Annotated in this window: 25 protein-coding genes; 6 read left to right on the top strand and 19 right to left on the bottom strand. The window is 68.1% G+C overall.

Annotation, left to right across the window (positions count from 1 at the left end; genetic code table 11):
- The first annotated feature begins 5 nt into the window (after positions 1-5).
- The 3 genes from hslU to KTC28_RS03480 all read left to right on the top strand — a co-directional run bounded on the left by hslU (position 6) and on the right by KTC28_RS03480 (position 3,708).
- Positions 6-1,346: an ATP-dependent protease ATPase subunit HslU gene (hslU, locus tag KTC28_RS03490; protein ID WP_216709745.1), complete on the top strand. Its 1,341-nt coding sequence runs from the start codon at positions 6-8 to the stop codon at positions 1,344-1,346.
- 390 nt (positions 1,347-1,736) lie between these two features.
- The gene (locus KTC28_RS03485; RefSeq protein ID WP_216709744.1) at positions 1,737-3,140 is read left to right on the top strand and encodes an MFS transporter; all 1,404 of its coding nucleotides are present in this window, start codon (positions 1,737-1,739) and stop codon (positions 3,138-3,140) included.
- Positions 3,141-3,204: 64 nt separating this feature from the next.
- A complete protein-coding gene (locus KTC28_RS03480; protein ID WP_216709743.1) occupies positions 3,205-3,708 on the top strand; it encodes a DUF1993 domain-containing protein in 504 nt (167 codons plus the stop codon).
- A gap of 6 nt (positions 3,709-3,714) precedes the next feature.
- Here KTC28_RS03480 and KTC28_RS03475 read toward each other — a convergent pair whose 3' ends face one another.
- From KTC28_RS03475 to KTC28_RS03430, 10 genes are all read right to left on the bottom strand, one after another.
- Positions 3,715-4,464 carry a phosphoadenylyl-sulfate reductase gene (locus KTC28_RS03475; RefSeq protein WP_216709742.1) on the bottom strand — a complete coding sequence of 250 codons (750 nt, stop codon included), beginning with the start codon at positions 4,462-4,464 and terminating at the stop codon, positions 3,715-3,717.
- Complete coding sequence (locus KTC28_RS03470) at positions 4,457-4,939, bottom strand: DUF934 domain-containing protein (RefSeq protein ID WP_216709741.1); 483 nt, start codon at positions 4,937-4,939, stop codon at positions 4,457-4,459. Before KTC28_RS03470 ends, KTC28_RS03475 begins: the two co-directional genes overlap by 8 nt.
- Positions 4,936-5,337: a RidA family protein gene (locus tag KTC28_RS03465; RefSeq protein WP_216709740.1), complete on the bottom strand. Its 402-nt coding sequence runs from the start codon at positions 5,335-5,337 to the stop codon at positions 4,936-4,938. Before KTC28_RS03465 ends, KTC28_RS03470 begins: the two co-directional genes overlap by 4 nt.
- The gene (locus tag KTC28_RS03460; protein ID WP_216709739.1) at positions 5,330-6,964 is read right to left on the bottom strand and encodes a nitrite/sulfite reductase; all 1,635 of its coding nucleotides are present in this window, start codon (positions 6,962-6,964) and stop codon (positions 5,330-5,332) included. The genes KTC28_RS03465 and KTC28_RS03460 overlap by 8 nt, the downstream gene beginning before the upstream one ends.
- Positions 6,964-7,251, bottom strand: a complete 288-nt coding sequence (locus tag KTC28_RS03455) for a DUF2849 domain-containing protein (protein ID WP_369426574.1) — start codon at positions 7,249-7,251, stop codon at positions 6,964-6,966. The genes KTC28_RS03460 and KTC28_RS03455 overlap by 1 nt, the downstream gene beginning before the upstream one ends.
- Positions 7,248-8,015, bottom strand: coding sequence for a uroporphyrinogen-III C-methyltransferase (cobA, locus tag KTC28_RS03450; protein ID WP_216709738.1), 768 nt, complete (start codon positions 8,013-8,015; stop codon positions 7,248-7,250). The genes KTC28_RS03455 and cobA overlap by 4 nt, the downstream gene beginning before the upstream one ends.
- A gap of 483 nt (positions 8,016-8,498) precedes the next feature.
- Positions 8,499-9,770: an N-succinylarginine dihydrolase gene (locus KTC28_RS03445; protein ID WP_216709737.1), complete on the bottom strand. Its 1,272-nt coding sequence runs from the start codon at positions 9,768-9,770 to the stop codon at positions 8,499-8,501.
- Entirely contained in the window at positions 9,767-11,161 is a 1,395-nt protein-coding gene (gene astD, locus KTC28_RS03440; RefSeq protein WP_216709736.1) for a succinylglutamate-semialdehyde dehydrogenase, read from the bottom strand. The genes KTC28_RS03445 and astD overlap by 4 nt, the downstream gene beginning before the upstream one ends.
- Before the next feature lie 3 nt (positions 11,162-11,164).
- Complete coding sequence (locus tag KTC28_RS03435; protein WP_369426573.1) at positions 11,165-12,193, bottom strand: arginine N-succinyltransferase; 1,029 nt, start codon at positions 12,191-12,193, stop codon at positions 11,165-11,167.
- Positions 12,181-13,404: a hydrolase gene (locus tag KTC28_RS03430; RefSeq protein ID WP_216709735.1), complete on the bottom strand. Its 1,224-nt coding sequence runs from the start codon at positions 13,402-13,404 to the stop codon at positions 12,181-12,183. The genes KTC28_RS03435 and KTC28_RS03430 overlap by 13 nt, the downstream gene beginning before the upstream one ends.
- Before the next feature lie 330 nt (positions 13,405-13,734).
- On the opposite strand from KTC28_RS03430, the gene KTC28_RS03425 reads away from it, so the two are divergent.
- Positions 13,735-14,247, top strand: a complete 513-nt coding sequence (locus tag KTC28_RS03425) for a GNAT family N-acetyltransferase (protein WP_216709818.1) — start codon at positions 13,735-13,737, stop codon at positions 14,245-14,247.
- A 68-nt stretch (positions 14,248-14,315) separates the two neighbouring features.
- Here KTC28_RS03425 and KTC28_RS03420 read toward each other — a convergent pair whose 3' ends face one another.
- The 6 genes from KTC28_RS03420 to KTC28_RS03395 form a co-directional block, all read right to left on the bottom strand.
- A complete protein-coding gene (locus KTC28_RS03420) occupies positions 14,316-14,969 on the bottom strand; it encodes a PEPxxWA-CTERM sorting domain-containing protein (RefSeq protein WP_255602234.1) in 654 nt (217 codons plus the stop codon).
- A gap of 44 nt (positions 14,970-15,013) precedes the next feature.
- A complete protein-coding gene (locus KTC28_RS03415) occupies positions 15,014-15,238 on the bottom strand; it encodes a ribbon-helix-helix domain-containing protein (RefSeq protein ID WP_255602233.1) in 225 nt (74 codons plus the stop codon).
- Position 15,239: 1 nt separating this feature from the next.
- Entirely contained in the window at positions 15,240-15,962 is a 723-nt protein-coding gene (gene phbB / locus KTC28_RS03410) for an acetoacetyl-CoA reductase (protein ID WP_216709734.1), read from the bottom strand.
- 33 nt (positions 15,963-15,995) lie between these two features.
- Complete coding sequence (hemH, locus tag KTC28_RS03405) at positions 15,996-17,012, bottom strand: ferrochelatase (protein ID WP_216709733.1); 1,017 nt, start codon at positions 17,010-17,012, stop codon at positions 15,996-15,998.
- Entirely contained in the window at positions 17,009-19,303 is a 2,295-nt protein-coding gene (locus KTC28_RS03400; protein WP_216709732.1) for a xanthine dehydrogenase family protein molybdopterin-binding subunit, read from the bottom strand. Before KTC28_RS03400 ends, hemH begins: the two co-directional genes overlap by 4 nt.
- Positions 19,304-19,415: 112 nt before the next feature.
- Complete coding sequence (locus KTC28_RS03395) at positions 19,416-21,011, bottom strand: isocitrate lyase (RefSeq protein ID WP_216709731.1); 1,596 nt, start codon at positions 21,009-21,011, stop codon at positions 19,416-19,418.
- 141 nt (positions 21,012-21,152) lie between these two features.
- Between KTC28_RS03395 and KTC28_RS03390 the strand changes: the two genes are divergently transcribed.
- Together KTC28_RS03390 and aceB are read left to right on the top strand one after the other, a co-directional pair.
- Entirely contained in the window at positions 21,153-22,562 is a 1,410-nt protein-coding gene (locus KTC28_RS03390; protein WP_216709730.1) for a helix-turn-helix domain-containing protein, read from the top strand.
- 149 nt (positions 22,563-22,711) lie between these two features.
- Complete coding sequence (aceB, locus tag KTC28_RS03385) at positions 22,712-24,304, top strand: malate synthase A (protein WP_216709729.1); 1,593 nt, start codon at positions 22,712-22,714, stop codon at positions 24,302-24,304.
- Between the two features lie 43 nt (positions 24,305-24,347).
- Here the strand turns inward: aceB and KTC28_RS03380 are convergent, their stop codons facing one another.
- The 3 genes from KTC28_RS03380 to rbfA all read right to left on the bottom strand — a co-directional run bounded on the left by KTC28_RS03380 (position 24,348) and on the right by rbfA (position 26,190).
- Entirely contained in the window at positions 24,348-25,274 is a 927-nt protein-coding gene (locus tag KTC28_RS03380; RefSeq protein ID WP_216709728.1) for a Gfo/Idh/MocA family protein, read from the bottom strand.
- A gap of 98 nt (positions 25,275-25,372) precedes the next feature.
- The gene (locus tag KTC28_RS03375; protein WP_216709727.1) at positions 25,373-25,756 is read right to left on the bottom strand and encodes a hypothetical protein; all 384 of its coding nucleotides are present in this window, start codon (positions 25,754-25,756) and stop codon (positions 25,373-25,375) included.
- Between the two features lie 29 nt (positions 25,757-25,785).
- Positions 25,786-26,190 (bottom strand): 30S ribosome-binding factor RbfA, encoded by a 405-nt coding sequence (gene rbfA, locus KTC28_RS03370; protein WP_216709726.1) that lies wholly within the window; start codon positions 26,188-26,190, stop codon positions 25,786-25,788.
- Positions 26,191-26,248 lie beyond the last annotated feature (58 nt).

Genomic DNA, 26,248 nt, shown 5'->3' with positions numbered 1-26,248 from the left:
ATGTGATGTCCCCAATCTCCGTGCCCGGCCCCGACGAAGCGCCGACGGCGTTCGACACCCTCACCCCGTCGGCGGTGGTTGCCGCGCTCGATCGCTACATCGTCGGCCAGGGCGACGCGAAGCGCGCGGTCGCGGTCGCGTTGCGTAACCGCTGGCGGCGGCAGCGCCTCGGCGACGACCTGCGCGACGAGGTTAGCCCGAAGAACATCCTGATGATCGGTCCGACCGGGTGCGGCAAGACCGAGATCAGCCGCCGGCTGGCGAAGCTCGCCGAGGCGCCCTTCCTCAAGATTGAAGCGACCAAGTTCACCGAGGTCGGCTACGTCGGACGCGACGTCGACTCGATCGTCCGCGACCTCGTCGAGGAATCGATCCGGCTGATCCGCGAGAGCAAGCGCGCCAGCGTCCGCGACAAGGCCGAGGCGGCTGCTGAATCGCGGCTGCTCGATGTCCTCGTCGGCAAGGACGCGAGCGAGGCGACCCGGCAGGCGTTCAAGCAGCGCTTCTACAACGGCGACCTCAAGGGCCGCGAGATCGAGATCGAGGTCGAGGATTCGGGCGGCATGCCGTTCGAGATGCCCGGCATGCAGCCTGGGCAGGTCGGCATGATCAATCTCGGCGAGATGTTCGGCAAGATGTCGGGCAAGACCAAGCGCCGGAAGATGTCGGTCGAAGCCGCGTGGGACGTCTTGCTTGCCGAGGAGAGCGACAAGCGCCTCGACAGCGACGACATCAACCGCGAGGCGGTCAAGTCGGCCGAGCAGAACGGGATCGTCTTCCTCGACGAGATCGACAAGATCGCGGTCAGCGACGTCCGTGGCGGCTCGGTCAGCCGCGAAGGCGTCCAGCGCGACCTGCTGCCGCTGATCGAGGGCACGACGGTTGCGACCAAGTACGGCCCGGTCAAGACCGACCATATGCTGTTCATCGCCAGTGGCGCGTTCCACGTCTCGAGCCCGTCCGACCTGCTCCCCGAGCTGCAGGGGCGGCTGCCGATCCGCGTCGAGCTGAAGGGTCTGACCAAGGATGATTTCGTCCGCATCCTGACCGAGACCGAGGCGTCGCTGATCCGGCAATATACCGCGCTGCTCGCGACCGAGGGGGTCACGCTCGACTTCACCGCCGACGGGATCGAAGCGATCGCGGCGACCGCGGCACAGGTCAACGACGCCGTCGAGAACATCGGCGCACGGCGGCTCCAGACGATCTGCGAGAAGTTGCTCGAGGGCATCAGCTTCGACGCGAGCGAGCGCGGCGGCGAGACGGTGACGATCGACGCGGCGTATGTCGAGCGCGAGCTGGGCGACATCGCGCGGGATACGGACCTGTCGAAGTTCATCCTGTAGGGCGCGGGGTCTGGTCGGCATGACGTGGCTGACCGGACCTCGATTGCTCCGCCAGACCTCCATCGTCACCCCGGCGAAGGCCGAGGCCCATCGTCGTGCAAGCACCGAATTTCGCGTTGCGCGGAGGGATGGGCCCCGGCCTTCGCCGGGGTGACGGGGAGTGGGGGCTGTATTCCCGTCCCGGCCGGGCCGACGAACGCGCTGTCCTACACTGCGAGGAGCGCCTAGGTTGCCGCCGATGACATTACACTCTCTCTCGAACCGCGGCCGGATTGTCCCGCAATGGTTCGAAGGGTCGAGGTTTCAGGCGAGCGGTCCGTTAACTTCGTCAACTTCCAAATTGCCTCTAGTGCCAAGTCGGTTACCGCGACTCGCCCGTAGCGCTGTCGAATGACTTCGACCCAGCCGACCGCGTGCGACGCCAACTGCGCCACCGCGCAACCCGAGGGGTCTACTCCGCATGCCGGGCTGGTCCTCACCGCGACGATCCTCGCGTCGAGCCTCGCCTTCGTCGACGGGTCGGTGGTCAACGTCGCGTTGCCCTCGATCGGGCGCGACCTCGCGGGCGCGGCCCCCGACCTGCAATGGGTGGTCAACGCCTACCTCCTGCCGCTGAGCGCGCTGCTCCTGCTCGGCGGCGCGGCGGGGGATCGGTACGGGCGGCGGCGGTTGCTCGTGGCGGGGATCGCGCTTTTCGCACTCGCCTCGATGCTCTGCGCCGCCGCGCCGTCGCTGCCGTGGCTCCTCGCCGGACGCGGCTTGCAGGGGATCGGCGCGGCGATGCTGATGCCGAACAGCCTTGCAATCCTCGGCTCGTCGTTCAGCGGCGAGGCGCGCGGGCGTGCGATCGGGACATGGGCGGCGGCGGGGGCGATCGCGGGCGCGATCGGGCCGCTCGCGGGCGGCTGGCTCGTCGACCTGATCGGCTGGCGCGCGATCTTCTTCGTCAACCTGCCGATCGCGGCGGGGGCGATCGTCCTCGCGCTGCGCTACGTCGGCGAGTCGACCGATGACGGCACCCCGCTCGACTGGACCGGCGGCCTCCTCGCGACCGCCGCGCTCGGCGCGCTGACGTGGGGGCTGACGCTGCGCTCGACCGGGGCGGGGGGCAGCCTCGTGCTGGTCGCGGGCGCGGTGCTGCTCGCGGCGTTCGTCTTGGTCGAATGGCGGCGCGGTGAGCGGGCGATGATGCCGGTGTCGCTGTTCACCTCGCGCAGCTTCACCGGGCTGACGGTGCTGACGTTATTGCTCTACGGCGCGCTCGGCGGGCTGCTGCTGTTGCTGCCGTATGTGCTGATCGAGGCCGATCATTATTCGGCATTCGCGGCGGGGGCGGCGCTGCTGCCGCTGCCGATCGTCATCGGCATCGCCAGCCGGGCGATGGGGCGGCTTGCGGCAAAGACGGGGTCGCGGCTGCCGTTGACCATAGGGCCGATCGTCGTCGCCGTGGGCTTCCTCCTCGCCGCGCGGATCGGAAACGGCGGGACATATTGGACCGAGGTGTTCCCGGCGCTGATCGTCGTCTCGCTCGGCATGGCGGGGGCGGTCGCGCCGCTGACGACGGCAGTGCTCAGCTCGGTCGACGCGCGCCACACCGGGACCGCGTCTGGCTTCAACAGCGCGGTCGCGCGGACCGGCGGGATGATCGCGACCGCGTTGCTCGGCGCGGCGCTCGCGGCAAAGGGCGATGCGCTCATCGCCGCTTTCCAGACCGCGGCGTTCGTCGCGGCGGCACTCGCGTTAGGAGCCGGACTGGCGGCGTTTGCCCTGCTCGACCGCAAGAAACCGGCATGACGCGCAAGACGACCGCCGTCGGCCATGCTAGGTCCGAAACGATCCTCCAACCTCAGGAAAATCAATGACCCTTTCGATGTATCAGGCGTCGGTGCCGGTGTTCGTTCGGCAGTTCGCCTCGCTTACCGCGATCCTCGACAAGGGCGCCGCCTTCGCCGCCGAGCGCGGAATCGACCCGTCGGAATTGATCGACGCCCGCCTCGCGCCCGACATGGCCGCGCTGCCGCGGCAGATCCAGATCGCGTCGGATGGGGTCAAGGGCTGCGTCGCGCGGCTCGCCGGGATCGACGTGCCGGGCTATGCCGACACCGAAACCACCTTCGACACGCTCAAGGAGCGCATCGCCAAGACCGTCGCGTTCATCGAGTCGGTCCCGGCCGACCAGATCGACGGCACCGAGGACCGCGAGATCAGCCTCAAGTTCGGCGAGCAGTCGATCAACCTGTCGGGGCAGGCGTATCTGCTGACGTTCGTGCTGCCGAACTTCTTCTTCCACGTCAGCATCGCCTATGCCCTGCTGCGGTCGAAGGGCGTCGAGATCGGCAAGCGCGACTACCTCGGCGGCTAGATCGCCCTAGAAAGCGGGATCGAACGCGGGTTCGTGGATGCCGCATTCGGTCTTGTCCCAGCCGCGCCAGCGACCCGAGCGCGGGTCTTCGCCGGGCAGGACCTTGGTCGTGCATGGCACGCATCCGATCGAGGCGAAGCCCTGCGCTTCGAGCGGGTGGCGCGGCAGCTGGTGCGCGGCGAAATAGGCGTCGAGCCGCGCCTTGTCCCAGTCGGCAAGCGGGTTGACCTTGAGCCGCCCCTCGTCGAGCTCGAAGCGCGGCAGCGCGGCGCGGGTCTTGCCCTGGAAGCCCTTGCGCCCCGACAGCCATGCGTCGAACGGCGCGAGCGCGGCGCGCAGCGGCTCGACCTTGCGGATCTCGCAGCAGCCGTCGGGGTCGAAGCTCCATCGCAGGCTGGTCGGATCGCGCGCCGCCAGCCGGTACGGATCGGGTCGCTGGACGCGCAGGTCGGTCAGCCCGAGCCGCTCGGCGAGCTCGTCGCGATAGGCGAGCGTCTCGCCGAACATCTTCTGGGTGTTGATGAAAATCACCGGCACCGTCTTGTCGATCGAGGCGACGAGATGGAGCAGGACCGCCGATTCGGTGCCGAACGACGACACCGCCGCGGTCCGCGCGGCAAGCTCGCCGGTCAGCAATTCTGCGAGCATCGTCGCGGTGTCGACACCCGCAAAGCGCAGGTTCATCGCGCCGACCTCGGCGAGCGTGAACGCCGGGGCAACGTCGATGACGTCGGGGATGCGTGCTGCCTCAGCCATGTCGCAATGCCCAGACCGGGGGGCGGCCATCGGCGGCCTTCTGGTAGACATAGTCGTAGCGGCTCAGCGCAGCCTCGACGCGGGCCGGATCGAGCGGCTTGGCCGGGGCGAAGCTGTCGAAGCCGACGCGGCGCATGAAGAAGATCTGATCGAGCAGCACGTCGCCCGCCGCGCGCAGCTCGCCGGTGTAGCCCGCCTCACGCAAGATGCGCGCCGACGAATAGCCGCGTCCGTCGCGGTACTTGGGGAAGGCAATCTCGATCAGCCGCAGCCCGCCGAGGTAGGGCACGAGCGCGCGAGCGTTATCGCCCGGATCGAGCCGGACGGCGGCGGTGTTCGACGTCGCGGTGAAGTCGGCGAGCGCGACGACTGGCCCGTCGTAGAGCGCGCTATCGCGGAAGCTGAGCGGCGGCGTCAGCGTCTCGGGCGTCGGTGCCGCGCCGGCGACGGGGGACTGGTCCTGGACGTCGGTCATGCGGCTTCCCCGGGCAGCTTGGCGATGACCTTCAGCTCGAAGTTGAAGCCGTAAAGCCACGTCACCCCGATCCCGGTCAGCGCCGGATACGGCGGCTCGCCGAAGAACTCGGCGCGAACTTTGGCTGCGATCGGCAGCGTCTTCTCGGGGTCGACGGTGTAAATCGTGAGATCGACGATGTCGTCCAACGTGCACCCGCCCGCCGCGAGCACCGCTTCGAGGTTCCGGTACGCAAGCCGAAGCTGGGCCTCGGGATCGGGTTCGAGGCTGCCGTCAGCGCGGCTGCCGACTTGCCCCGAAACGAACAGGAAGCCACCCGACACGACCGCCGCCGAATATTTGTTGCGCTCGTACAGATCCTGCCGACCGGCGGGAAAGACCGCGACCCGCTTACCCATAAACCGCATCCTTGAATGGCCCGGCACCGACCCGGCGGTAGGTATCGAGGAAGCGCTCGCCGGGGCCACTGCGGACCGTCCGGTACGCCTCGATCACCTTCTCGACCGCATCGACGACGCCCGCTTCGGAGAAGCCCGGGCCGAGAATCTTGGCGAGGCTGGCGTCCTCCGCGCCCGATCCGCCGAGCGAGAGCTGGTACGCCTCCTCGCCCTTCTTATCGACGCCGAGGATGCCGATGTGCCCGGCGTGGTGGTGGCCGCAGGCGTTGATGCACCCCGAGATCTTGATCTTGAGCTCGCCAATGTCGTGCTGACGGTCGAGGTCGGCGAAGCGCTCGGCGATCTTCTGCGCGACCGGGATCGAGCGCGCGTTGGCCAGCGCGCAATAATCGAGCCCCGGGCAGGCGATGATGTCGGTGACGAGGTCGAGGTTCGGCGTCGCCAGCCCGGCGCCCTCGAGCGCGGTCCACATCGCATACAGGTCGGCCTTGCGGACGTGGGCGAGGACGAGGTTCTGGCTGTGGGTGACGCGGATTTCGTCATGGGCGAAGCGCGCGGCGAGGTCGGCGATCAGGTCCATCTGGTCGGCGGTCGCGTCGCCGGGGATGCCGCCAACTGGCTTGAGGCTGATCGTCGCGATCGCATAGCCCGGCTGCTTGTGGGCGTGGACGTTCTGGTCGAGCCATAGCGCGAAGTCGGGGTCGCTACGATCGACGCTATCGGGCGCGGCGCGGTCATAGTCGGGGTCGGCGAACTGCGCGACGATCCGGTCGTATTCGGCCTGCGGCGCATCGAGCGCGAGGGGTTCGAGGATCGCCCATTCGGCCTCGACTTGGGCGGTGAACTCCGCCGCGCCGAGCTCGTGGACAAGGATCTTGATCCGCGCCTTGTAGATGTTGTCGCGCCGTCCGTAGCGGTTGTAGACCCGCAGGACCGCCTCGCAATAGCTCAGATACTGGCGCGCCGGAATGAACTCGCGGATGACGTGGCCGATCATCGGCGTCCGCCCCATGCCGCCGCCGACCCAGACCTTGAAGCCGAGCTCGCCGTCCCTGCGGACGAGTTGCAAGCCGATATCGTGGAGCTGAATCGCCGCGCGATCAACGTCGCAGGCAATCACCGCGATCTTGAACTTGCGCGGCAGGAAGCTGAATTCGGGGTGGAAGCTCGACCATTGGCGGAGGAGTTCGGCGTACGGGCGCGGGTCGGCGACCTCGTCGGCGGCGGCCCCGGCGAACTGGTCGCTGCTGATGTTGCGGATGCAATTGCCGCTCGTCTGGATCGCGTGCATTTCGACCGCCGCCAGCTCGGCGAGCAGGTCGGGGGCCTCCGACAGCTTGATCCAGTTGTACTGGATATTCTGCCGCGTGGTGAAATGGCCGTAACCGCGGTCGTACTTGCGCGCGATGTGCCCGAGCATCCGCATCTGCGTTCCCGACAGCGTCCCATACGGTACCGCGACGCGGAGCATGTAGGCGTGGAGCTGAAGGTAGAGCCCGTTCATCAGGCGCAGCGGCTTGAACTGGTCCTCGGTGATCTCGTTCGCCAGCCGTCGCGCGACCTGGTCGCGAAACTCGTCGACGCGGGCATCGACCATCGACTGGTCGTATTGGTCATAACGATACATCAGGCGGTCGCTTCGGTTGAGTTGGGCCGGTTGAGATCGCGGCGGATGGTCGGTCCGGCACCGCGGACGCGCTCGCGCATCGTCCGCGGGCGCGGGCCGTCAGGGGTCGGCTCGGCATCGACGAGGGCGGCGTCGGTGATCCGCTCGGCGGCGACGGTTTGCGCCAGCAGGGCATCGCCACCGGGCCCGACGTCGACGGCATCGCGCAGCGCGAGGCTCCAGGTCGACCCGGTCCACCAGACGACGTCGCCGGTCTCGAGGGCATTGCCGGTCAGAAGGCGGATCATGCGAATTCCTGAAAGGCGGCGAGGACGTCGACCGCGGTGCCGAGCCGGGCGACGTCGCCGATGACGAGGAGCGCAGGCGAGACGACGGCATTGTCCTCGACAGCGCGGCCGAGGTCGGCGAGCAGGGTGCGCAATGCGCGTGCGCCCGGAAGCGTCCCGCGCTCGAGGATCGCGCATGGCGTTTCGGGGGCGAGCCCGTCGGCCATCAACTTGTCGGCGATCGCCGCCGAATTGGTCACGCCCATGTAAACGACCAGCGTCCGCCCCTTGCCCGCGAGCCCCGCCCAGTCCTGCTCGGCGAGGTTCTGGCAGGTCCCCGCGACGAAGCTGACCGACGAGGCGTGGTCGCGGTGCGTCAGCGGGATCAGCGCCCCGGCCGCCGCGCCGAGTGCCGCCGAAACGCCGGGAACGACGGTGACCGCAACGCCGGCGGCGACGAGCGCCTCGACCTCCTCACCGCCGCGCCCGAAGACGAAGGGGTCGCCGCCCTTTAGCCGGACGACATGGTAGCCTGCGCGCGCCTCGGCGACGAGCAGCGCGCCGATCTCGTCCTGCGGCAGGGTGTGGCGGGCGCGGCGCTTCGAAACATCGATGCGGCGCGCGCCGGGGGCGAAGTCGAGCACCGCCGGGTCGATCAGGCCGTCATGGACGACGACATCCGCCACCGCCAGCGCGCGGACAGCACGGATGGTCAGGAGATCGGGCGCGCCGGGACCAGCCCCGACAAGGGTGACGCGACCGGTTAGTGGGACGGATGGAGCCATGATCGGCAAGTGGGTTGTGCGGACCCGATTGGAAAGCAAGGCTTTCTTTGCCGGGGTCAAGGCGCGTTACCCAAGCGATTTAGTGGGATATCACGATGGGTGCGCCGCAGCCGCCGGTTTGCGCTGTCCTACAGGGGCATGAAGGGGTTACGCTCTCCACTTCGAGTCGGGTCGCGTCAGCCCGGCAAACGCGTTCTTTCTCATTGTTGGCCGCTGTTCTTTCCGGCTCCTTCTATTCCTGCTCCCCTCCCCTTCAGGGAAGGGGCCGGGGGTGGGGGAGTCGCCCCGAGCCCTTCGCTCGGGAAGGCCTTACCCCCGGGCCGGCAAGCGCCGCCTCTCGCCCCTCCCCTGAGCCGCAGGCCGCCCGAAGGGCAACGGGAGGGGAAGCGAAACGGTCTGCGAGCGCTCCTTCGAGATAGAGGTCGTCGCGAAAATCCATGTCGATTTCCGTGAACTTCGTGTGACCTTTCAAACGCGCAGGTTTCAGCCCAACTCGCTTAAATCGAGCGCCACCAACAGCTTAGCCCGGGCTTGCCGGCAGTGATGCCACAGCCCGGGCGAGGCGAGGTCGGCCGGCGCGATGACCTCGGGCCAGTGCTCGCCGACAACGCGCTCGATGCGGTCGGCCTTGGCCGCATCGAGGAGAAACCGCGGGTCGACCGTTGCCGGGTCGGCGACGACGCGGAGGCGGAGGCAGGCGGGGCCGCCGCCGTTCCGCATCGACTCGCGGACCTCGACGAATTGGAGTGCACGGATCGGCCCGTTGCTCGCGACGAGGGCATCGAGGTACGCTGCGACGCGGGGGTTGGCGCGGGCCTCGGCGGGCAGGATCAGCGCCATGCCGCCAGCGGGCAGCGTCACCAGCTGCGAGTTGAATAGATACGATTCGATCGCGTCGGCGAGGCTGACGGCGACGGCGGGGACCGCGATGATCGTCGCTTCGGGAAGCAGCCGGGTGAGGTCGGCGGCGAACCCGGCGGGGTCGGCGAAGGCGAGTTCGTGCATGAAGACAACAGCTTCGTTCGCCACCGCGACGACGTCGTTGTGGAATGCCCCCGCCGCGATTGCTGCCGGGGACTGCTCGACGAACAGCGTTCGCGCTGGATCGAGGCCGTGGCGGCGGGCGACTGCCTCGGAGGCGCGTCGAGATTGCCGCGCGGGGAACGGACCGCCCTCGACGCCATAGACGAAGACCTCGACGCCGGGCGCATCGTGCGACGCCGCCAGCCGCATGTGATTGGCCGCGCCCTCGTCGCCGAAGGTCGGCAGCGCTGGATGCACCGCGAAGGCCGGGTGCCCGAACATCAGACGGACTTGTCGCTCGGTCGCAGTCGCCTCATGGCTGCGGTGCGGCATCCGGGCGAGGTTGGCGATGCTGAGGTGGCAGCGCCCATCGCTTGTGTCGGGAGCCGGGGAAACCGTCGCGGCGTTCGCGGTCCACATCGACGACGCCGACATCGCCTGCGCGAACACGACCGGATCGGCCCGTGCTGCCGCGGCGCAGACCTCGTCGTCACTGCCGGGAAAGCCAAGCTGCCGCAGCCAGCCGGTTGTCGGTCGGTCGGGGGGCACGAAGAACCCCTGGACCAGACCCAGCCCCATCGCCGCGCGCATCTTCGCCAGCCCCTGGAGCGCGGCGTCGCGCGGCCGCGAGACCGACCCGGCGTTGCTGGCGCTGGCGAGATTGCCGAGGCTCAGCGCGGCGTAGTTGTGGCTCGGCCCGATGATCCCGTCGAAGTTGATCTCGAGGCTCACCGCAAGCCTGTCGCGATGCTGCCCTCGATGCCGTCGGCCTCGAGGCTGGCGACCGGCCATGCGCAATAATCGGCGGCGTAATAGGCGCTCGGGCGATGGTTGCCGCTGAGCCCGACCCCGCCAAATGGGGCGTTCGACGCCGCACCGTTGGTCGGCCGGTTCCAGTTGACCACCCCGGCACGGCTTTCACGCCAGAAGCGGTCGTAGAGCGCGGCATCGCCGCCGATCAGCCCCGCGGACAGCCCGAACTTGGTCGCGTTCGCCTCGACCATCGCGGCGGCGAAGTCGGGGACGCGGACGACCTGGAGGACCGGGCCGAACAGCTCGATGTCGCGGTCGGCGACGCTGGTCACGTCGATCAGCGCGGGCGTCAGGAACGGCTTTTCCGATATGAGCCGGTCGAGCCCGCGAACTACCTTGGCACCCTTGCCAACCAGCGCGGCGAACCCCGCCTGAAGCGCGTCGGCGGCGCGGTTGTCGATCACCGGCCCCATGAACGGCTGCGGCTCGTCGAACGGCGCGCCGACAACGATCCGGTCGATCAGCCCGGCGACGCGGTCGAGCAGTGGCGCGGCATCGGGGCCTACGATCAGCCGCCGCGCGCAGGTGCAGCGCTGGCCCGCCGACAGATACGCCGACTGGACGATCAGCGCCGCCGCCGCGTCGAGCCGGTCGTCGGCGACGTCCCAGACGACGAGCGGGTTGTTGCCGCCCATCTCGAGCGCGAGAATCTTGTGCGGCGTCTCGGCGAACTGGCGGGCAAGCGCCGCCCCGGTTCGCGGCGAGCCGGTGAACAACAGCCCGTCGATGTCGGCGGCGGCGAGCGCCTTGCCGGTCTCGCCGCCGCCGTGAACGACATTGAGCACGCCCGGCGGCAACCCCGCCGCGTCCCAGCACGCCGCCATGAAATCGGCGACAGCGGGGGTCAGTTCGGAGGGTTTGAACACGACGGTGTTGCCCGCGAGCAGCGCGGGGACGATGTGGCCATTCGGCAAATGCGCCGGGAAGTTGTACGGGCCGAGGACGGCGACGACGCCGTGCGGCTTGTGGCGCAGGACCTGCCGGACCCCCGCAACCGTGCCGCTGCGGGTCCCGGCGCGTTCCGCCTGCGCGGTGATCGAGATATCGACCTTGGCGCGAACGCTGGCGACCTCGGTCCGCGTTTCCCACAATGGCTTGCCAGTCTCACGGGCGATCAGGACGGCAAAGTCCTCGGCGCGCTCGCCGACGATCGCGGCAAAGCGATGGGCGACGGCGATGCGCTCATCGAGTGTGGTCGCGCTCCAGCCGGGGAAGGCGGCGCGCGCTGCGGCAACCGCGGCGGCGGGTTCGCCGGCAGGGCCCTGCCAGACGATGTCGCCGGTGCAGGGGTCGGTGGAGGTCTGGATCATACGCTAAAACCCGACATGCCGCACCTCGTCGCCCAAGCCGACCCGCATCAATTCCGCCTCACCTGCGGGCAAGACCAGCCCATCCGCGCACCAGTCGGCATGCCCGATCCATGACCTGAACTCGCCGAGCCGTCCCGCCGCTAGCAAGGCGCGGGGCAGGCCGCCGCTGCCCTCGGCGAGCTCCCCGACCGGTGCGGCGCGGCTGGCGGCGATCGTCCGCACGCTCTCGGTCGGGCAGGTCACGGTCGGGCCGCCGTCGAAGATGTCGACGTAGTTCTCGTAGCGGAAGCCTTCGGTTTCGAGCATCTTCAACGCCGGCACCCCGCGGGGGTGGGGGTGGCCGATCACCGCCTGCGCCGCCTCGCTGAGCAGGGCGACATAGACCGGCTGTTTGGGCATCAGGTCGGCGATGAACTGGTTGCCGTTGAGGCCGTTGAACTTGTCGGCGTCGCGAAATTCCATGCCGAAGAAGCGGCGGCCGAGGCTGTCCCAGAACGGGCTGTCGCCGTCGTCGGTCAGCACGCCGCGCAGCTCGGCGAGGAGCTTGGCGGCGAAACGCTCGCGGTGCCCGGCGATGAACAGGTAACGCGAGCGTGCGAGCAATCGCCCAAGCCCGCCGGTGCGGAGGTCGGGGTGGAGGAACAGCCCGCCAACCTCGCTCGCCCCGTCATGGTCGGTGACGAGGTTGAGCAGTTGCATCGAGAAGGTCTTGCCGAGCGCGCGCGAGGTCTGCGACGCACTCGAGATCTTGTAGCTGTAGAACGGCCACTCGCTGCCGACCCGGCTGAACACCGCTGCCGTGCCGCCGATGCGGCGCGTCGAGGTTTGTTCGAGGATCAGCAGGTACATCTCGTCGACCGGGCCGGTCAGGCTGGCGGTGAACGAGGCCTCGGACTTGACCAGCCGGGCCGCGAGCGCATCGCGGTCGGGCGGCAGGTTGGTGAAGCCGCCGCCGGTCAGATGCGCGAGCTCGAGTAACGCGTCGAGGTCGTCGGCCCGCGCCGGGCGGATGTGCCAGGTCACCGGGTCCATCCGCTCTGCGCCACGCGCATCAGGACGAGGGCCGACAGGCGGGCGCGTTCGACGAGGCTGGCGGTGTCCATATATTCGTCCGACGAATGGATCGCGCCGCCACGGACGCCCATCGTGTCGACGACGGCGAGGCCGGTCGCGGCGAGGTTGTTGCCGTCGCAGACCCCGCCGGTATCGCGCCAGCCGATCCCCAGCCCGATCGCGGTGCCGCACTCGTGGACGAGGTCGAAGAGGCGGCGCTGGTTGGCGTCGAGCGGCTTCGGCGGGCGAGCGAAGCTGCCGTCGAGGGTGATGGCGACGTCGTGGACTGCAGCGACTGCCGCGACTGCATCGGCGATCGCGGCCTCGGCGGCGGCCTGGTCGGCGAGCGTCGACGGGCGGACGTTGAAGCGGAGCACGGCGAGGTCAGGCACGATGTTGTTCGGCCCGCCGCCGTCGATCCGCGCCGGATTGACCGACAGCCCGGCGCGGACCAGCGCGGCGAGACGGAGCGCGAGGTCGGCGGCCGCAACGAGCGCGTTGCGTCCCTTCTCGGGCTCGCGGCCGGCGTGGGCGGCGGTTCCCCGGACGACGGCTGCGAAGTTGCCCGACCCTTTGCGCCCGCCCGCGAGCGTGCCGTCGGGCAGCGCGGGCTCGTAGGTCAGGCCAAGATGGCACCGCAGCGCGGCCTCGCGCAGCAGTGCCGAGGAGCCGAGCGACGACACTTCCTCGTCGCTGTTGAGGACCACTTCATAGCCGATGCCTGCGGCGAACGGCGACGCCTCGATGGCTTCGAGCGCGGCAAGCATCACCGCGATGCCGCCCTTCATATCGGCGGTGCCGGGGCCGTTGACCGTCGTCGCGTCGAGCCAGCGGCACGCCTGGAACGGATGGTCGGCGGCGAACACCGTGTCGATGTGGCCGGTCAGCAGCACGCGGACCGGGGCGTCGGGGCGGACCACGAGATGCAGGTTATCGCCATGCGCGAGCGGCCGGGCGGTGCCGGTGGCGTCGACCGCATCGACCGGGGTCGGGGCAAGGCGGCCGACCGGGCCCAGCGCGGCGAGCGCGGGTTCGATCGCATCGGCCACCGCCCGAAGGCCAGCGAGGTTGCGGCTCCCAGAATTGATCGCCGCCCACGCCAGTGTCCGATCGAGCATCGCGGCACCATCGATCCGGTCGAGGACCGCAGACTCGGCAGCCGTCGGGGGGTGGATCGTCGTCGTTAGCATGGCGCGGTCTTAGCCGGGGCGGCCGGTTTGCGCCACCCGCAGCCATCGCCGGCGCCGGTTCACCGGTCACATCCGGGCCTAAGTTCAAAATAAGTTCACACAAAAGCGTGTGTTTTGCGCGTTCGCCTTTTCGGCGGGGGTTTTCACTTTAGCCTTCCGCAAGGCTTTCGCTCCCGCCTTTCCGGCGAGACGCGTGACGAGGGTTCACCGATGAGAAAGAACGCACGCCACCCGTTGGCAGCCTGGAGAGGCTAACCCACGCCGCACCCTGTAGGACAGCGAATTCGGCGCGGCTGGCATCGGCCGCCGCTGCACGCTATCGGCGTGACGATGACCACCCTGTCGATCCGCCCCGCGACCGCCGCCGACCTCCCCGACCTCCACGCGCTGATCGAGCGGTCGTATCGTGGCGAAGCGTCGCGCAAGGGCTGGGCGAACGAGGCCGACCTGCTGACCCAGCCGCGAACCGACCGTGCGACGCTCGCGGCGATCATCTCCGATCCCGCGCAGACGATCCTGGTCGGCGAGGATGCTGGCATAATCCGCGCCTGCGTCCAGGTGACGATCAAGGGCGGCGGGCTCGCCTATATCGGCCTGCTCGCGGTCGATCCCGACCTGCAGGCGGGTGGCTTCGGGCGAACGATGCTGACAGCCGCCGAAAACGCTGCAACCGAACGCGGCGCGACGCGGTTCGAGATGACGGTGGTGTCGGTGCGCGACACGCTGATCGCCTATTACGAACGCCGCGGATATTCGGTCACCAGCGAAGTCCGGCCGTTCCCGGAGGACTTGCTCGAAGGCGGGATTCCGCTCGAATTCGCCGTGCTGGCGAAAACGCTATAGCTGCACCGACCTTCGCCCGCTCCCCGGCAGAATGCCGATACCGAACGAAGGCAACGCGGCGGGTCGCTTCAGGCGAAGCGTGCAGAGCGACGGCGGCTGGCGGCTCCGATCATACCGAAGCCGGTGATGAACAGCGCCCATGCCGCCGGCTCGGGGACCGCTGCGGCGGGCGTCGTCGCCGACAGGCGGAAATTGGCATCGCAGATTCCGCTCGCGCAGATGCGGTCGCCGAGGTCGCGCGTGGTCACGAGCGCACCCCCGGCATAGGCGTCGCTGCCGAGCGGAACGCCGGTGTAGATGTTGATGTCGGGGCCGTAGACGAAGCCGAGCAGGGCGGAGGTCGTTGAGACCAGCGCGGTATAGCTATGGCCCAGAACGAGTGTCGTGCCGGTCAGGTCGAAGTCGTACCACGTGCCGACGCGGGTCGCCGGAATGACCGGCAGCGTCGCGGTGCGGGTGGCGATGACCGCTCCGGTCAAGCCGGCGCCGTCGCGCAGGGTGAAGGTCAGCGGCGCGTTGGGCTGGCCCGGATTGAACGTCTCGAACTGGAAACCGAACGACGTCAGGTCGGTATCGGTCGCGGTGAACGACTGGCCGACCGGGCCGTAATACGCAACCTGCAGTGCCCGCTGGCCGCTGCCCGAAATCACCGTGAGGTCGGCCGCCGCCGGCGTGGCTGCGATCGCGGCGACGGCGGCAGCGAGGATGGTCATCGTGCGCATTGTTGGTTCCCGTTTGTTAACCAACGTTACCTGGCATGCACAGGTTACGGTCTCGGGACGGCAGCGTTACTCTTTGTGAACAGCCAGACGCGGATCGCGCTCGACAGGTTGGTCGTCCGCGCCTCGTCGATCTCGGCGATCAGTGCGTTGAGCGGGCGGTCCTGCGCCGCCGCAGCAGCGACGAGCGCGGTCCAGAAGACGGGCTCGAGGCTGATCGAGGTGCGATGCCCGGCGATTGCGACCGAACGCTTGATCAGCCCCGCCGCCACATCAATACATGTGCTGCCCGCCGTTGATCGACAGCGTCGACCCGGTGACGAATCCAGCGGTGTCGCCGGTCAGGAAGACGACGCCGCGGGCGATCTCGCTCGCCTGCCCCAAACGCCCGGCGGGGATCTTGGCGACGATCTTCTCGAGGACGTCGGCGGGGACCGCGGCGACCATGTCGGTGTCGATATAGCCCGGCGCGATCGCGTTGACGGTGACGTTGAACTTCGCCCCTTCTTGCGCCAGCGCCTTGGTGAAGCCGTGGATGCCCGACTTGGCGGCGGCGTAATTGACCTGCCCGTACTGCCCGGCTTGGCCGTTAATCGAGCCGATGTTGACGATGCGCCCGAAGCCGCGCTTGCGCATGCCGGGGAACGCCGCTTTCGCCATGTTGAAGCAGCCGCCGAGATTGACGTCGATGACTTCGCGCCACATTTCGTAGGTCATCTTGAGCAGGGTGCCGTCGCGGGTGATCCCGGCGTTGTTGACGATGATGTCGACCTGGCCGTGCTCGGCCTCGACCTTCGCCACCGCGTCGAGGCACGCCTGGTGGTCGGCGACGTTCCACTTGATCGCCTCGATGCCGGTGCGCGCAGTGAACTCGGCCGCCTTCTTGTCGTCGCCGCCGTAATTGGCGATCACAGTGACCCCGGTCTCCTGCAGCGCGAGGCAGATTGCCTCACCAATGCCGCGGGTTCCGCCGGTCACGATTGCTACGCGTGCCATGTTCTCGTCTCTCCCCAGAGGATGCGGTTAACCCTAGGGCGCGGGGACCCACCCGGCAAGTTCGCGACGGACGATCGCGGTCAGCGCGGCGTTGCCGATCGCCCCGGCATTGAGGCACGGGATATAGGCGAAGTCGGTTCCGCCGGCATCGAGGAAGGTCGCGCGCCCCTCCATCGCGACTTCCTCAAGCGTTTCGAGATTGTCGGCAGAGAAGCCGGGCGACATCACGACGAGCTTACGGATGCCCTGTGCAGGCAATTCGGCGAGGGTGACATCGGTGTACGGCTTGAGCCATTCGGCACGGCCGAGGCGCGACTGGAACGACACGCGCAACGGCGTGGAGATCCGCTCGCCCATCAGCCGCGCAGTCTTGCGGCACTGGCAATGATAGGGATCGCCCTTGTCGAGGGTCGATCGCGGCATGCCGTGAAACGAGGTGAGGAGCAGGTCGGGGACGAAGTCGAGACCGGCGACGCCGTCAGCGAACGAAGCGGCGAGCGCGTCGAGGAAGATCGGGTCGTCGTGGTACGGCGGCAGCGTCCGCAGCGCCGGCTGCCAGCGCCACTTCATCAGCGTCGCGAACACCTTGTCGTTGACTGTGCCGGTCGTCGCGCTCGAATATTGCGGATACAGCGGCGCGATCAGGATGCGCTCGCACCCCGCATCCTTGAGCGCCTGCAACCGGTCGGGGATCGACGGCGAGCCATAGCGCATCGCCCAGTCAACGATCACGCCGTCGCCGAGTGCCGCCGACAGCGATGCCGCCTGCGCGGTGGTAATGACCCGCAGCGGCGAATCGTTCGCCTCGCGGTCCCAGATCTTCGCGTAATTCGCCGCGGTCCGCTTCGGGCGGGTCAGCAGGACGACGCCGCGCAGCAGCGGCTGCCACAGGATCGGCGGCAGCTCGACGACGCGGCGGTCCGACAGGAATTCGGCGAGGTAGCGCCGAACCGGCCCGGTCTCGGGCGAGTCGGGGGTGCCGAGGTTGACCAGCAGGACCCCGATCCGGCCAAAGGCGACCGGCGGGTGATCGGGCGGCAGCGAACTCACGCGAACGGCAAGCTGCGCAGGCGTTGGCCGCTGGCGGCGAAGATCGCGTTGGCGACGGCGGGGGCGATCGGCGGGGTGCCGGGCTCGCCGACCCCGCCCATCGGCGACGCACTGCCGGGCTCGCCATTGACGATGATGACCTCGATCGCCGGGGCCTCGGCGAGCATGAGGACCGGATAGCCGTCGAAGTTGGTCTGCTCGACCGCGCCGTCGGCGAAGGTGATCTTGCCCTTGAGCGCGGCGCCGAGGCCGTAGGCGATCGCACCCTCGACCTGCGCGCGGACGCCGTCGGGGTTGACCACGGGGCCGCAGTCGATCGCGGCCCAGACGCAGATGACCCGCGGCGCGGCGTCCTTGGTGCATTCGACCTCAGCGACCTGTGCGACGATCGAGCCGAAGCTTTCGTGAAGCGCGACGCCGCGCCCGGCGGTGGAGCCGGAGGTTGCCGACGTGCTCGACGGCTCGACCTGCCCCAATGGCCCGGCAGCGCGGAGTGCGGCGGTCAGGACGGCGGCGTGGCGCGGCTGGTCCTTGAGCATCGCGAGGCGGAACGCGCCCGGATCGGACCCGGCGGCATGGGCGAGTTCGTCGACGAAGCTTTCGACGAAGAACGCGCTGAAGCTGTGACCGACCGACCGCCAGAAGCCGAGTGGTACCGGCGTCAGGACGAGCGCGTGTTCGACCCGGACGTGGGCGAGGTCGTACGGGATTTGCGTTGCGCCATCGACCGCCTCGGCGCTGGCTTTTGGCGCGCCCGCCATCGCCGGAAGGTTGCGGGCGGCAAAGCTCGACGTCACGTCGGGGGCCGCGACGCGGCTGTCCCACGCGGCGATCCGCCCGTTTGCTACCGATCCGCGCATCCGGGCGGCGGCGGCGGGGCGGAAGCGGTCCTGCGCTAGGTCCTCGGTACGGCTGTAGATGAGCTGCACCGGGCGTTTGACCGCGCGAGCGATCAGCGCCGCCTGGACCGAGGCGTCGGCCTCGGCCTTGCGCCCGAAACTGCCGCCGATCAGCGTCGGGTGGACGATGATACTGGCCTCGTCGACGCCGAGCGCCTTGGCCAAGCTCCATGTCGTGATCGACAGCGACTGGGTCGGAGCCCAGACCTCGACCTTGTCGCCGTCGACCCGCGCGGTCGCGTTCATCGGCTCGAGCGCGGCGTGGGCGAGGTAGGGGACGGTGTAGTCGGCGGTGATGACGTTGCCCTTCGCGAGCGCGCCCGCCGCGTCGCCGTCGTCGCGGACCGCCTTCGCGGCTCCTGTCAGCGCGAGCCGGGGAGCATCGGACACCCACGGCCCGGCGGGCTTCGCCTGAGCGGCGAACACCGGGACGACCGCGTCGAGCGCCTGGTTTGCGCCGAACCATGTTGTCGCGACGACCGCGATCCATGTCGGGCCGTGGACGACGTCGATCACCCCGGGCAGCGTCTTCGCCTTGGCCGCGTCGGCGCTGACCAGCTTCGGATCGCCCGCCGGGCCCGAGCGGACTGCGGCATAGACCATGCCGGGTACGCGGACATCGATGCCGAAGCGCGCGCTGCCGTCGGTTTTCGCCGGGATGTCGAGGCGCGGGACGGGCTTCCCCATCAGCGTCGACTTGACCCGCAACACCGGTGACGACGGCGCATCGCTCTGGACGACCTTCCCCGCGATGTCGGCAAAGCGGATGCGATTCGCCTTGTAGACGACGAAGCCGTTGGCGGTGTCGCACTGGCTAGCATCCGCTCCCCACTCGCGCGCGGCGGCACTGCACAACATCTCACGCGCCGCTGCGCCGGCGAGCCGCATCGGCTTGGCGAAGCCGCGGACCGACGTGCTGCCGCCGGTCATCTGGACGTCGAAATGGTCGATCACCCCGCCGAGTCCCCAGCGCGCGAAGCCGCGCAGCGCCGACGGCATTCCCGCGGTCGCATCGAGCGCCATGCCGCGATTGGCGTAGATCGGGTTCAATGGCGCGGGTTCGACCGACACCGTGTTCCAGTCGGCCCCTAGCTCGTCGGCGACGATCTGCGCCAGCGCGCTCGACACGCCTTGTCCCATTTCAGCCTGCGGGATCGCGACGACGACGCGCCCGTCGGTGCCGATCTTGACGAAGCCGTTGATCACGGTCTCGTCGGGGGCGGCAGCCCAGTTGAGCACCGCCCGCCGCGGCCAGACCGCATAACCGACCGCGAGCCCCGCGACCGCGCCGGTGCCGATGAGGAAGCCGCGCCGGGTCGTCCGCAGCCGCGACTTCGCGGGCGGCAGCGCGGGCTGAGGCGACTGCACGTTCATCTGGCGGCGATAGCGCACCGCAGGTCCCTTGTCGAAGGGTCGTGGTGACGCGCACGGCGCAGCAAAACGCCCGCCGCTCGGTGTCGAGCGACGGGCGTAGCGACCCTCCCCAGGGTAACTGGTCCCGCGACTAGGCGGCGAATTGGTTCATCGTGTTGTGGCTGCCGCCCGCCTTGAGCGCGGCCTCACCGGCGAAATACTCCTTGTGGTCGTCGCCGATGTCCGAGCCCGACATGTTCTGGTGCTTGACGCAGGCGATGCCCTGGCGAATTTCGGCGCGCTGGACGTTCTTGACGTAGCCGAGCATCCCCTGGCTGCCGAAATACTCCTTCGCGAGGTTGTCGGTCGACAGCGCCGCGGTATGGTAGGTCGGCAGGGTGATGAGGTGGTGGAAGATGCCCGCGCGCTTCGCCGCATCGGCCTGGAAGGTGCGGATGCGCTCGTCGGCCTCGATCGCAAGGTCGGTCGCGTCATAGTCGACACTCATCAGCCGCGCCCGGTCGTACGCGGAAACATCGGCACCGGCGGCGACCCGCGCGTCATAGACCTGCTGGCGGAAGTTGAGCGTCCAGTTAAACGACGGCGAGTTGTTGTAGACGAGCTTGGCGTTCGGGATCACCGCGCGGATGCGGTCGACCATGCCGGCGATCTGCTCGATGTGCGGTTTCTCGGTCTCGATCCACAGCAGGTCGGCACCGTTCTGGAGCGAGGTGATCGAGTCGAGGACGCAGCGGTCTTCGCCCGACCCGGCGCGGAACTGGAACAGGTTCGACGGCAGCCGCTTCGGGCGCATCAACTTGCCGTCGCGGTTGAGGATGACGTCGCCGTTCTTCGCGGTCGATGCGTCGATCTCCTCGCAATCGAGGAAGCTGTTATACTGGTCGCCGAGGTCGCCGGGCTCCGTCGACACCGCGATCTGCTTGGTCAGTCCTGCCCCGAGCGAGTCGGTGCGGGTGACGATGATCCCGTCCTCGACGCCCAGCTCGAGGAATGCGTAGCGGCAGGCGCGGACCTTGGCGAGGAAGTCCTCGTGCGGGACGGTGACCTTGCCGTCCTGGTGGCCGCACTGCTTCTCGTCCGAGACCTGGTTTTCGATCTGGAGCGCACACGCCCCGGCCTCGATCATCTTCTTGGCGAGGAGATACGTCGCCTCGGCATTGCCGAAGCCCGCGTCGATGTCGGCGATGACCGGGACGACGTGGGTCTGATAATTCTCGACCGCAGCAAGGAGCTGCTTTTCCTTGAGGACGTCGCCGGCGGCGCGCGCGGCGTCGACGTCGCGGAACATCATGCCGAGTTCACGCGCATCGGCCTGGCGGAGGAAGGTATAGAGTTCTTCGATCAGCGCCGGGACGCTGGTCTTCTCGTGCATAGACTGGTCGGGGAGCGGGCCGAACTCCGACCGCAGCGCCGCGACCATCCAGCCCGACAAATACAGGTAACGCCGTTCGGTCGACCCGAAGTGCTTCTTGATCGAGATCATCTTCTGCTGGCCGATGAAGCCGTGCCAGCAGCCGAGCGACTGGGTGTAGTTCGCCGGGTCGGCGTCGTACGCCGCCATGTCGCGGCGCATGATCGTCGCGGTGTAGCGGGCGAGGTCGAGGCCGGTCTTAAAGCGGTTCTGCAGCCGCATCCGGGCGACGGACTCGGCGTTGATGCCGTCCCAGCTACCCTTCTGGGCACCGATAAGGTGCTTCACCTGGGCGATATGTTCTTGATATGACATCGAAGTGTTGCCCTACGCATGACTGCTCCGAGGCGGATACGGCGGTGCTGCAATTGCTAAAAGCCCTATCGAAGTTGTGCTGTCACACTTTACAGACTTCGGTTGTGCTGATGTAAGGATTGCACAACCGGAGAGAGTCCTATGTCGAACGACCGCCCTGTTTACATGGGTCCGCGCCTTCGCCGGTTGCGCCGCGACCTCGGCCTGACGCAGGCCAACATGGCGACCGACCTCGACATCTCGCCGTCGTACGTCGCGCTAATCGAACGCAACCAGCGCCCGCTCACCGCCGACATGCTGCTCCGGCTGGCGCGGACATACCGGCTCGATATGGCGACCCTCGCGAGCGACAATGGCTCGGACACGATCGCCCGGTTGCAAACCGTCCTCAGGGATCCGATGTTCGCCGACGTCGACATGCCGGCGATCGAGACCGCCGACGTCGTCAATGGCTTCCCCGGCATCACCGAGGCGTTCTTGCGCCTCTATACCGCGTACCGTGAGGAGCATCTCGCGCTTGCCGATCAAGGTGCCGAAGGGCCGGGCGGAGAGTCGGCGCCTGCCGATCCGGTCGCCGAGGCACGGCGTTTTCTCGCGGCGCGGCGCAACAACTTCCCCGCTATCGATGATGCCGCCGAGGTGCTCGCCGCTGCCGTCGCCGACGCGGGCGGCCTCGTCGCGTATTTGCGCGAGCGCCACAAATTGCGCGTCCGGCGGCTGCCGTCCGACGTCATGGGCGGGGCGATGCGGCGCTTCGACCGGCATCGCGACGAGGTGCTGCTCGACGACACGCTCGACAATGCCAGCCAGACTTTTCAGCTCGCGCTCCAGCTTGCCTACCTCGATCTCCGCGGCGTGGTCGACGCGCCGATGGCGGGGAGCCGATTCACAACCGCGAACGGCGAGCGGCTGACGCAGAAGGCGCTGGCGAGCTACGCGGCTGCGGCGATTCTTATGCCGTACACTGCGTTCGCCCGCGCCGCCGAACGCCGCAGTTACGACGTCGAAGCGTTGGCCCGCCAGTTCGGCGCGAGTTTCGAACAGGTCGCGCACCGGCTGACGACGCTGCAAAAGCCCGGCGACAATTATGTGCCGTTCTTCTTCATCCGCGTTGACCCGGCGGGCAACGTCTCGAAGCGACTCGACGGCGCAGGCTTCCCCTTCGCGCGCCACGGCGGTGGCTGCCCCTTATGGTCGGTCCACCAGGTCTTCCGCCGCCCACGTGAGATCGTCACGCAATGGATCGAACTGCCCGAGGGCCAGCGTTTCTTCTCGATCGCTCGGACCGTTACCGCTGGCGGCGGAGCCTTCGGCGCGGCCCGGGTCGAGCGTGCGATCGCGCTCGGATGCAGCGCCGAGCATGCGGCGAGGCTGATCTACACCCGCGATCCGCTCAGCCCTGGACCCGACACCGCGACGCCGATCGGAGTGACGTGCCACCTGTGCCACCGGACGCATTGCACCGCGCGGTCGGCCCCGCCGATCGGGCGCACTGTCCTGCCCGACGATTTTCGCCGGGCGAGCGCGCCGTTCGGATTTTCGGATATCTGAAGTTATCGGGAGCGCGGGGCAATGGCGGGGCGCGTTACATCGCGACCTCCGCCACCCTCTCCCCAGTACTCCGTGATCCCCGATTGTCAGCCCTGTGGCGCTCCGCTAGGCGAACGTCAACGCTAATCTATCACCTGAAGGGTTTCTTCATGACGCAGCCTTCGCTGGCCGGCATCCGTATCACCGGCGCAATGAAGCCCGGCTTCGAATCGGTCCTCACCGACGATGCACTAACTTTCGTTGCGAACCTCCACCGCCAGTACGAGCCGACTCGGGCTGCGCTGCTCGGCGCCCGAGTCGCGCGGCAGCGGTGGTGGGATGCAGGCAATGCGATCGACTTCGCCCCCGAGACGTCGAGCGTTCGCGCGGGAACGTGGAAGGTTGCCGGGTCGCCGCCCGACCTGCAGGACCGGCGCGTCGAGATCACCGGTCCGGTCGACCGCAAGATGGTGATTAACGCGCTGAACTCGGGCGCAAAGTGCTTCATGGCTGACTTCGAGGATGCGTCGTCGCCGGTGTGGGAGACAATGGTCGAGGGCCAGATCAACCTGCGCGACGCCGTCGCCGGGACGATTACGCTCGAAGACAAAGGCAAATCGTATAAGCTCAACGACAGCATCGCGACGCTGCTGGTGCGCCCGCGCGGCTGGCATCTGCCCGAAGCGCACATGGTCGTCGACGGTGAACCGGTCGCGGGGGCGCTGTTCGATTTCGGGCTGTACTTCTTCCACAACGCCCGCGCGCTGGTCGCCAAGGGGTCGGGGCCGTATTTCTACCTGCCCAAGCTGGAGCATTATCTCGAGGCACGGCTGTGGAACAACGTCTTCGTCACCGCCCAGTCGGTGATGGGGCTCCCGGTCGGCACGATCAAAGGCACCGTGCTGATCGAGACGCTGCCGGGCGCGTTCATGGCCGACGAGATCCTGTACGAACTCCGCGACCATATCGCCGCGCTCAACTGCGGCCGCTGGGATTATATCTTCAGCTATATCAAGTGCTTCCGGGCCGACTCGGCGCATGTCCTGCCCGACCGCGCGGCGGTCAACATGACGGTGCCGTTCATGCGCGACTATGCGCTCCACGTCATCCGCACCTGCCATAAGCGCGGCGCGCACGCGATGGGCGGGATGAGCGCGTTCATCCCGGTCAAGGGCGACGAAGCCGCCAACGACAAGGCGTTCGCCGCGGTCCGCGCCGACAAGGAGCGCGAGGCGGGCTTCGGCCATGACGGCACGTGGGTCGCGCATCCGGGGCTCGTCGGCGTTGCGATGGAGGTTTTCGACAAGGCGATGCCGGGGCCGAACCAGCTCGACGTCATACCCGAAGGCGTCGCCACGCAGGAAGCGCTGACCACCCCCGCGTCCGGACCGAAGTCGCTCGCGGGGCTGACCAACAACATCAATGTCGGGATCGGCTATATCGCGTCGTGGCTGCGCGGACAGGGCGCGGCTCCGCTCCACAACATGATGGAGGACGCCGCCACAGCCGAGATCAGCCGCACCCAAGTCTGGCAGTGGCGGACCACGCGGACGCATCTCGATTCGGGCGAACTCGTCGATGCGGCGCTGATCGAGCGCGTCATCGCCGAGCAGCTCGACGTGTGGAAGGCGGCGGTAGGGGACAATTTCTACACCGCGGGCAAGTTCGTCGAGGCCGCCGAGGTGTTCCGCGAACTGGCGCTGGCGGACGACCTGGAGGCGTTCCTGACGCTTCCGGCGTACGCGCACTACTTCGCGGCGTAGGCAGTCGGCCGTCATCCCGGTTCGCGGGATGACGGCCCTTATCTTAATCCGTGAACGCCTCGACCTCGATACGCTTGCCGAGCATGAAGGCGTCGGCGATCAACTTGATCGGGGCAATATCGAAGTCGACTTCGCGGCGGGGTACGAGTTCGGCGAAGCGTTTGTAAAGCCCTTCATATTCGGCGTGCTGGTCCTGGTCGTCGGTCTTCGTCCCCGCGATATCGAGCATCGCGCCGCCGCCCGACAGCAGCAACGATCCCGCGTCGGTATCGACCGCGATCTCCCACATCTGGTTCTCGACCTGCCGCCAGTCGAGCTCGACGGTGATTGCCAGTCCCGCGATGTCGGTCAATTCGAGCATCGCCGCGATCGGCGTCCCTCGATTGGCCGGAAACGACAGATCGGCCTTGGTGATGAGCAGCGCTTCGGGGAGAATTTCGGTCAGCGACGACATCGCGTTGATTCCGGGGTCGAACACGCCGAGCCCGCCCGGCTCCCAGATCCACGCCTGCCCCGGGTGCCACTGGCGAACATTCTCCTTCCAGCGCACGCGAACGTTGGTGATGTGCTTGTCGGCCAGCCACGCCTTCGCCGGAGCGACCGCTGGGGCGTAACGGGAGTGGTATGTCGCGAACAGCGCGAGGTTCTTCGACGCCGCGAGCCCGGGCAGGTCAGCGATCTCGCTCAGGCTCGCCCCCGGCGGCTTTTCGAGCATGACGTGGAGGCCGTGGTTGAGCGCGGCGCGGACGATCGTGTGCCGGTCCTGCGGCGGGGTGCAGATCGCGATCGCCTCAAGCCCCGGCACGCCGGCGACGAGGGCGTCTAGGTCGGGAAAGGTCGGAATACCATCGACCGCGCCAGACCGGTTCGCGGCCCCGACGAGGGTGAAGGCCGGGTTCGCGGCGATCGCGGGTAGATGCTGGTCGTGGGCGATCTTGCCGACGCCGAGAATACCGAGTTTGATCGTCATGGCTGCTCCCGCTGGTGGGTCGTCGAACGATCCGGCACCTACGTCGGTGCCATACCGGAACGCAACCGGCTAAGCGGTTGGCGCGATCGCCGCCGCGCTCAGCCGAGCCCAAGCCGCCGCGCCGCAGCGTCGGCGGTGTCTTCGGGACGCGTGTTGAAGGCGATCACTGCGTTCGACGCGCCTTTGTGGACCGCGTTGACGACAGCCTCGAACAGCAACAGGCTTTTCGGCGGAATGCGCAGACCGCCGCCGATGACGACGCAATCATAAATCGCCGACGCCAGCTGCTTTTCAATCATTGGACCAGCGCTATCGTCGGGACGAACCATGCACGGATCGACCTGCCAGCCGCGCTCCTCGATCTTGGTGATGCCGAGCGCGATGCCAGCCTTGATCTTCTCGGCATCGAAGCCGGGCGGCAGGGCGGGGTCGGAAAAATCAACCGTGTCGGGATCCTGGCCGACGAATAATATGCGCGTCATCGTGATCTCCCGGGGGTTGGTTGATCCGGCTATGGCCTGTCGAGGTCGCGCGCGACGTGTGGCGACCGCAGGATCGCGTCTATCTTCGCCCCCGCGTCGAAGCTCTCGTCGAGGCGGAAGGTCAGGTCGGGGGTGTACTTCGTCGCCAGCGTCTTGGCGATTTCGCCGCGCAGCCAGCGGCTGTTCTCCTTCAGCGCCGCAAGCACCGCCGCCTCGTCGACTTTTAGCCCCGGGCCGCCGAGCGGGTGAACGAAGACGATCGCCTGCCGCAGGTCGGGAGTGACCCGGACCTCGCTGACCGAGATGATCGTGTTTTCGAGCACTGGGTTGCGGATCTCGCGCCGGGCGAGCAGCGCCGCCATCGCATGGCGCACCTGTTCGCCGATGCGGAGCAGCCGGACCGATTTGCCCTTCTCGTCTTGTGCGGGTTTCATCGGTCAGGCTTTAGCAACAAAGCGCCCCGCGCGCGACCCTTGCGACGCGAGCGCCGCA

The organism is Polymorphobacter megasporae (assembly GCF_018982885.2).
Classification (GTDB): domain Bacteria; phylum Pseudomonadota; class Alphaproteobacteria; order Sphingomonadales; family Sphingomonadaceae; genus Polymorphobacter_B; species Polymorphobacter_B megasporae.
This window is presented reverse-complemented; position numbering and strand designations above follow the sequence as displayed.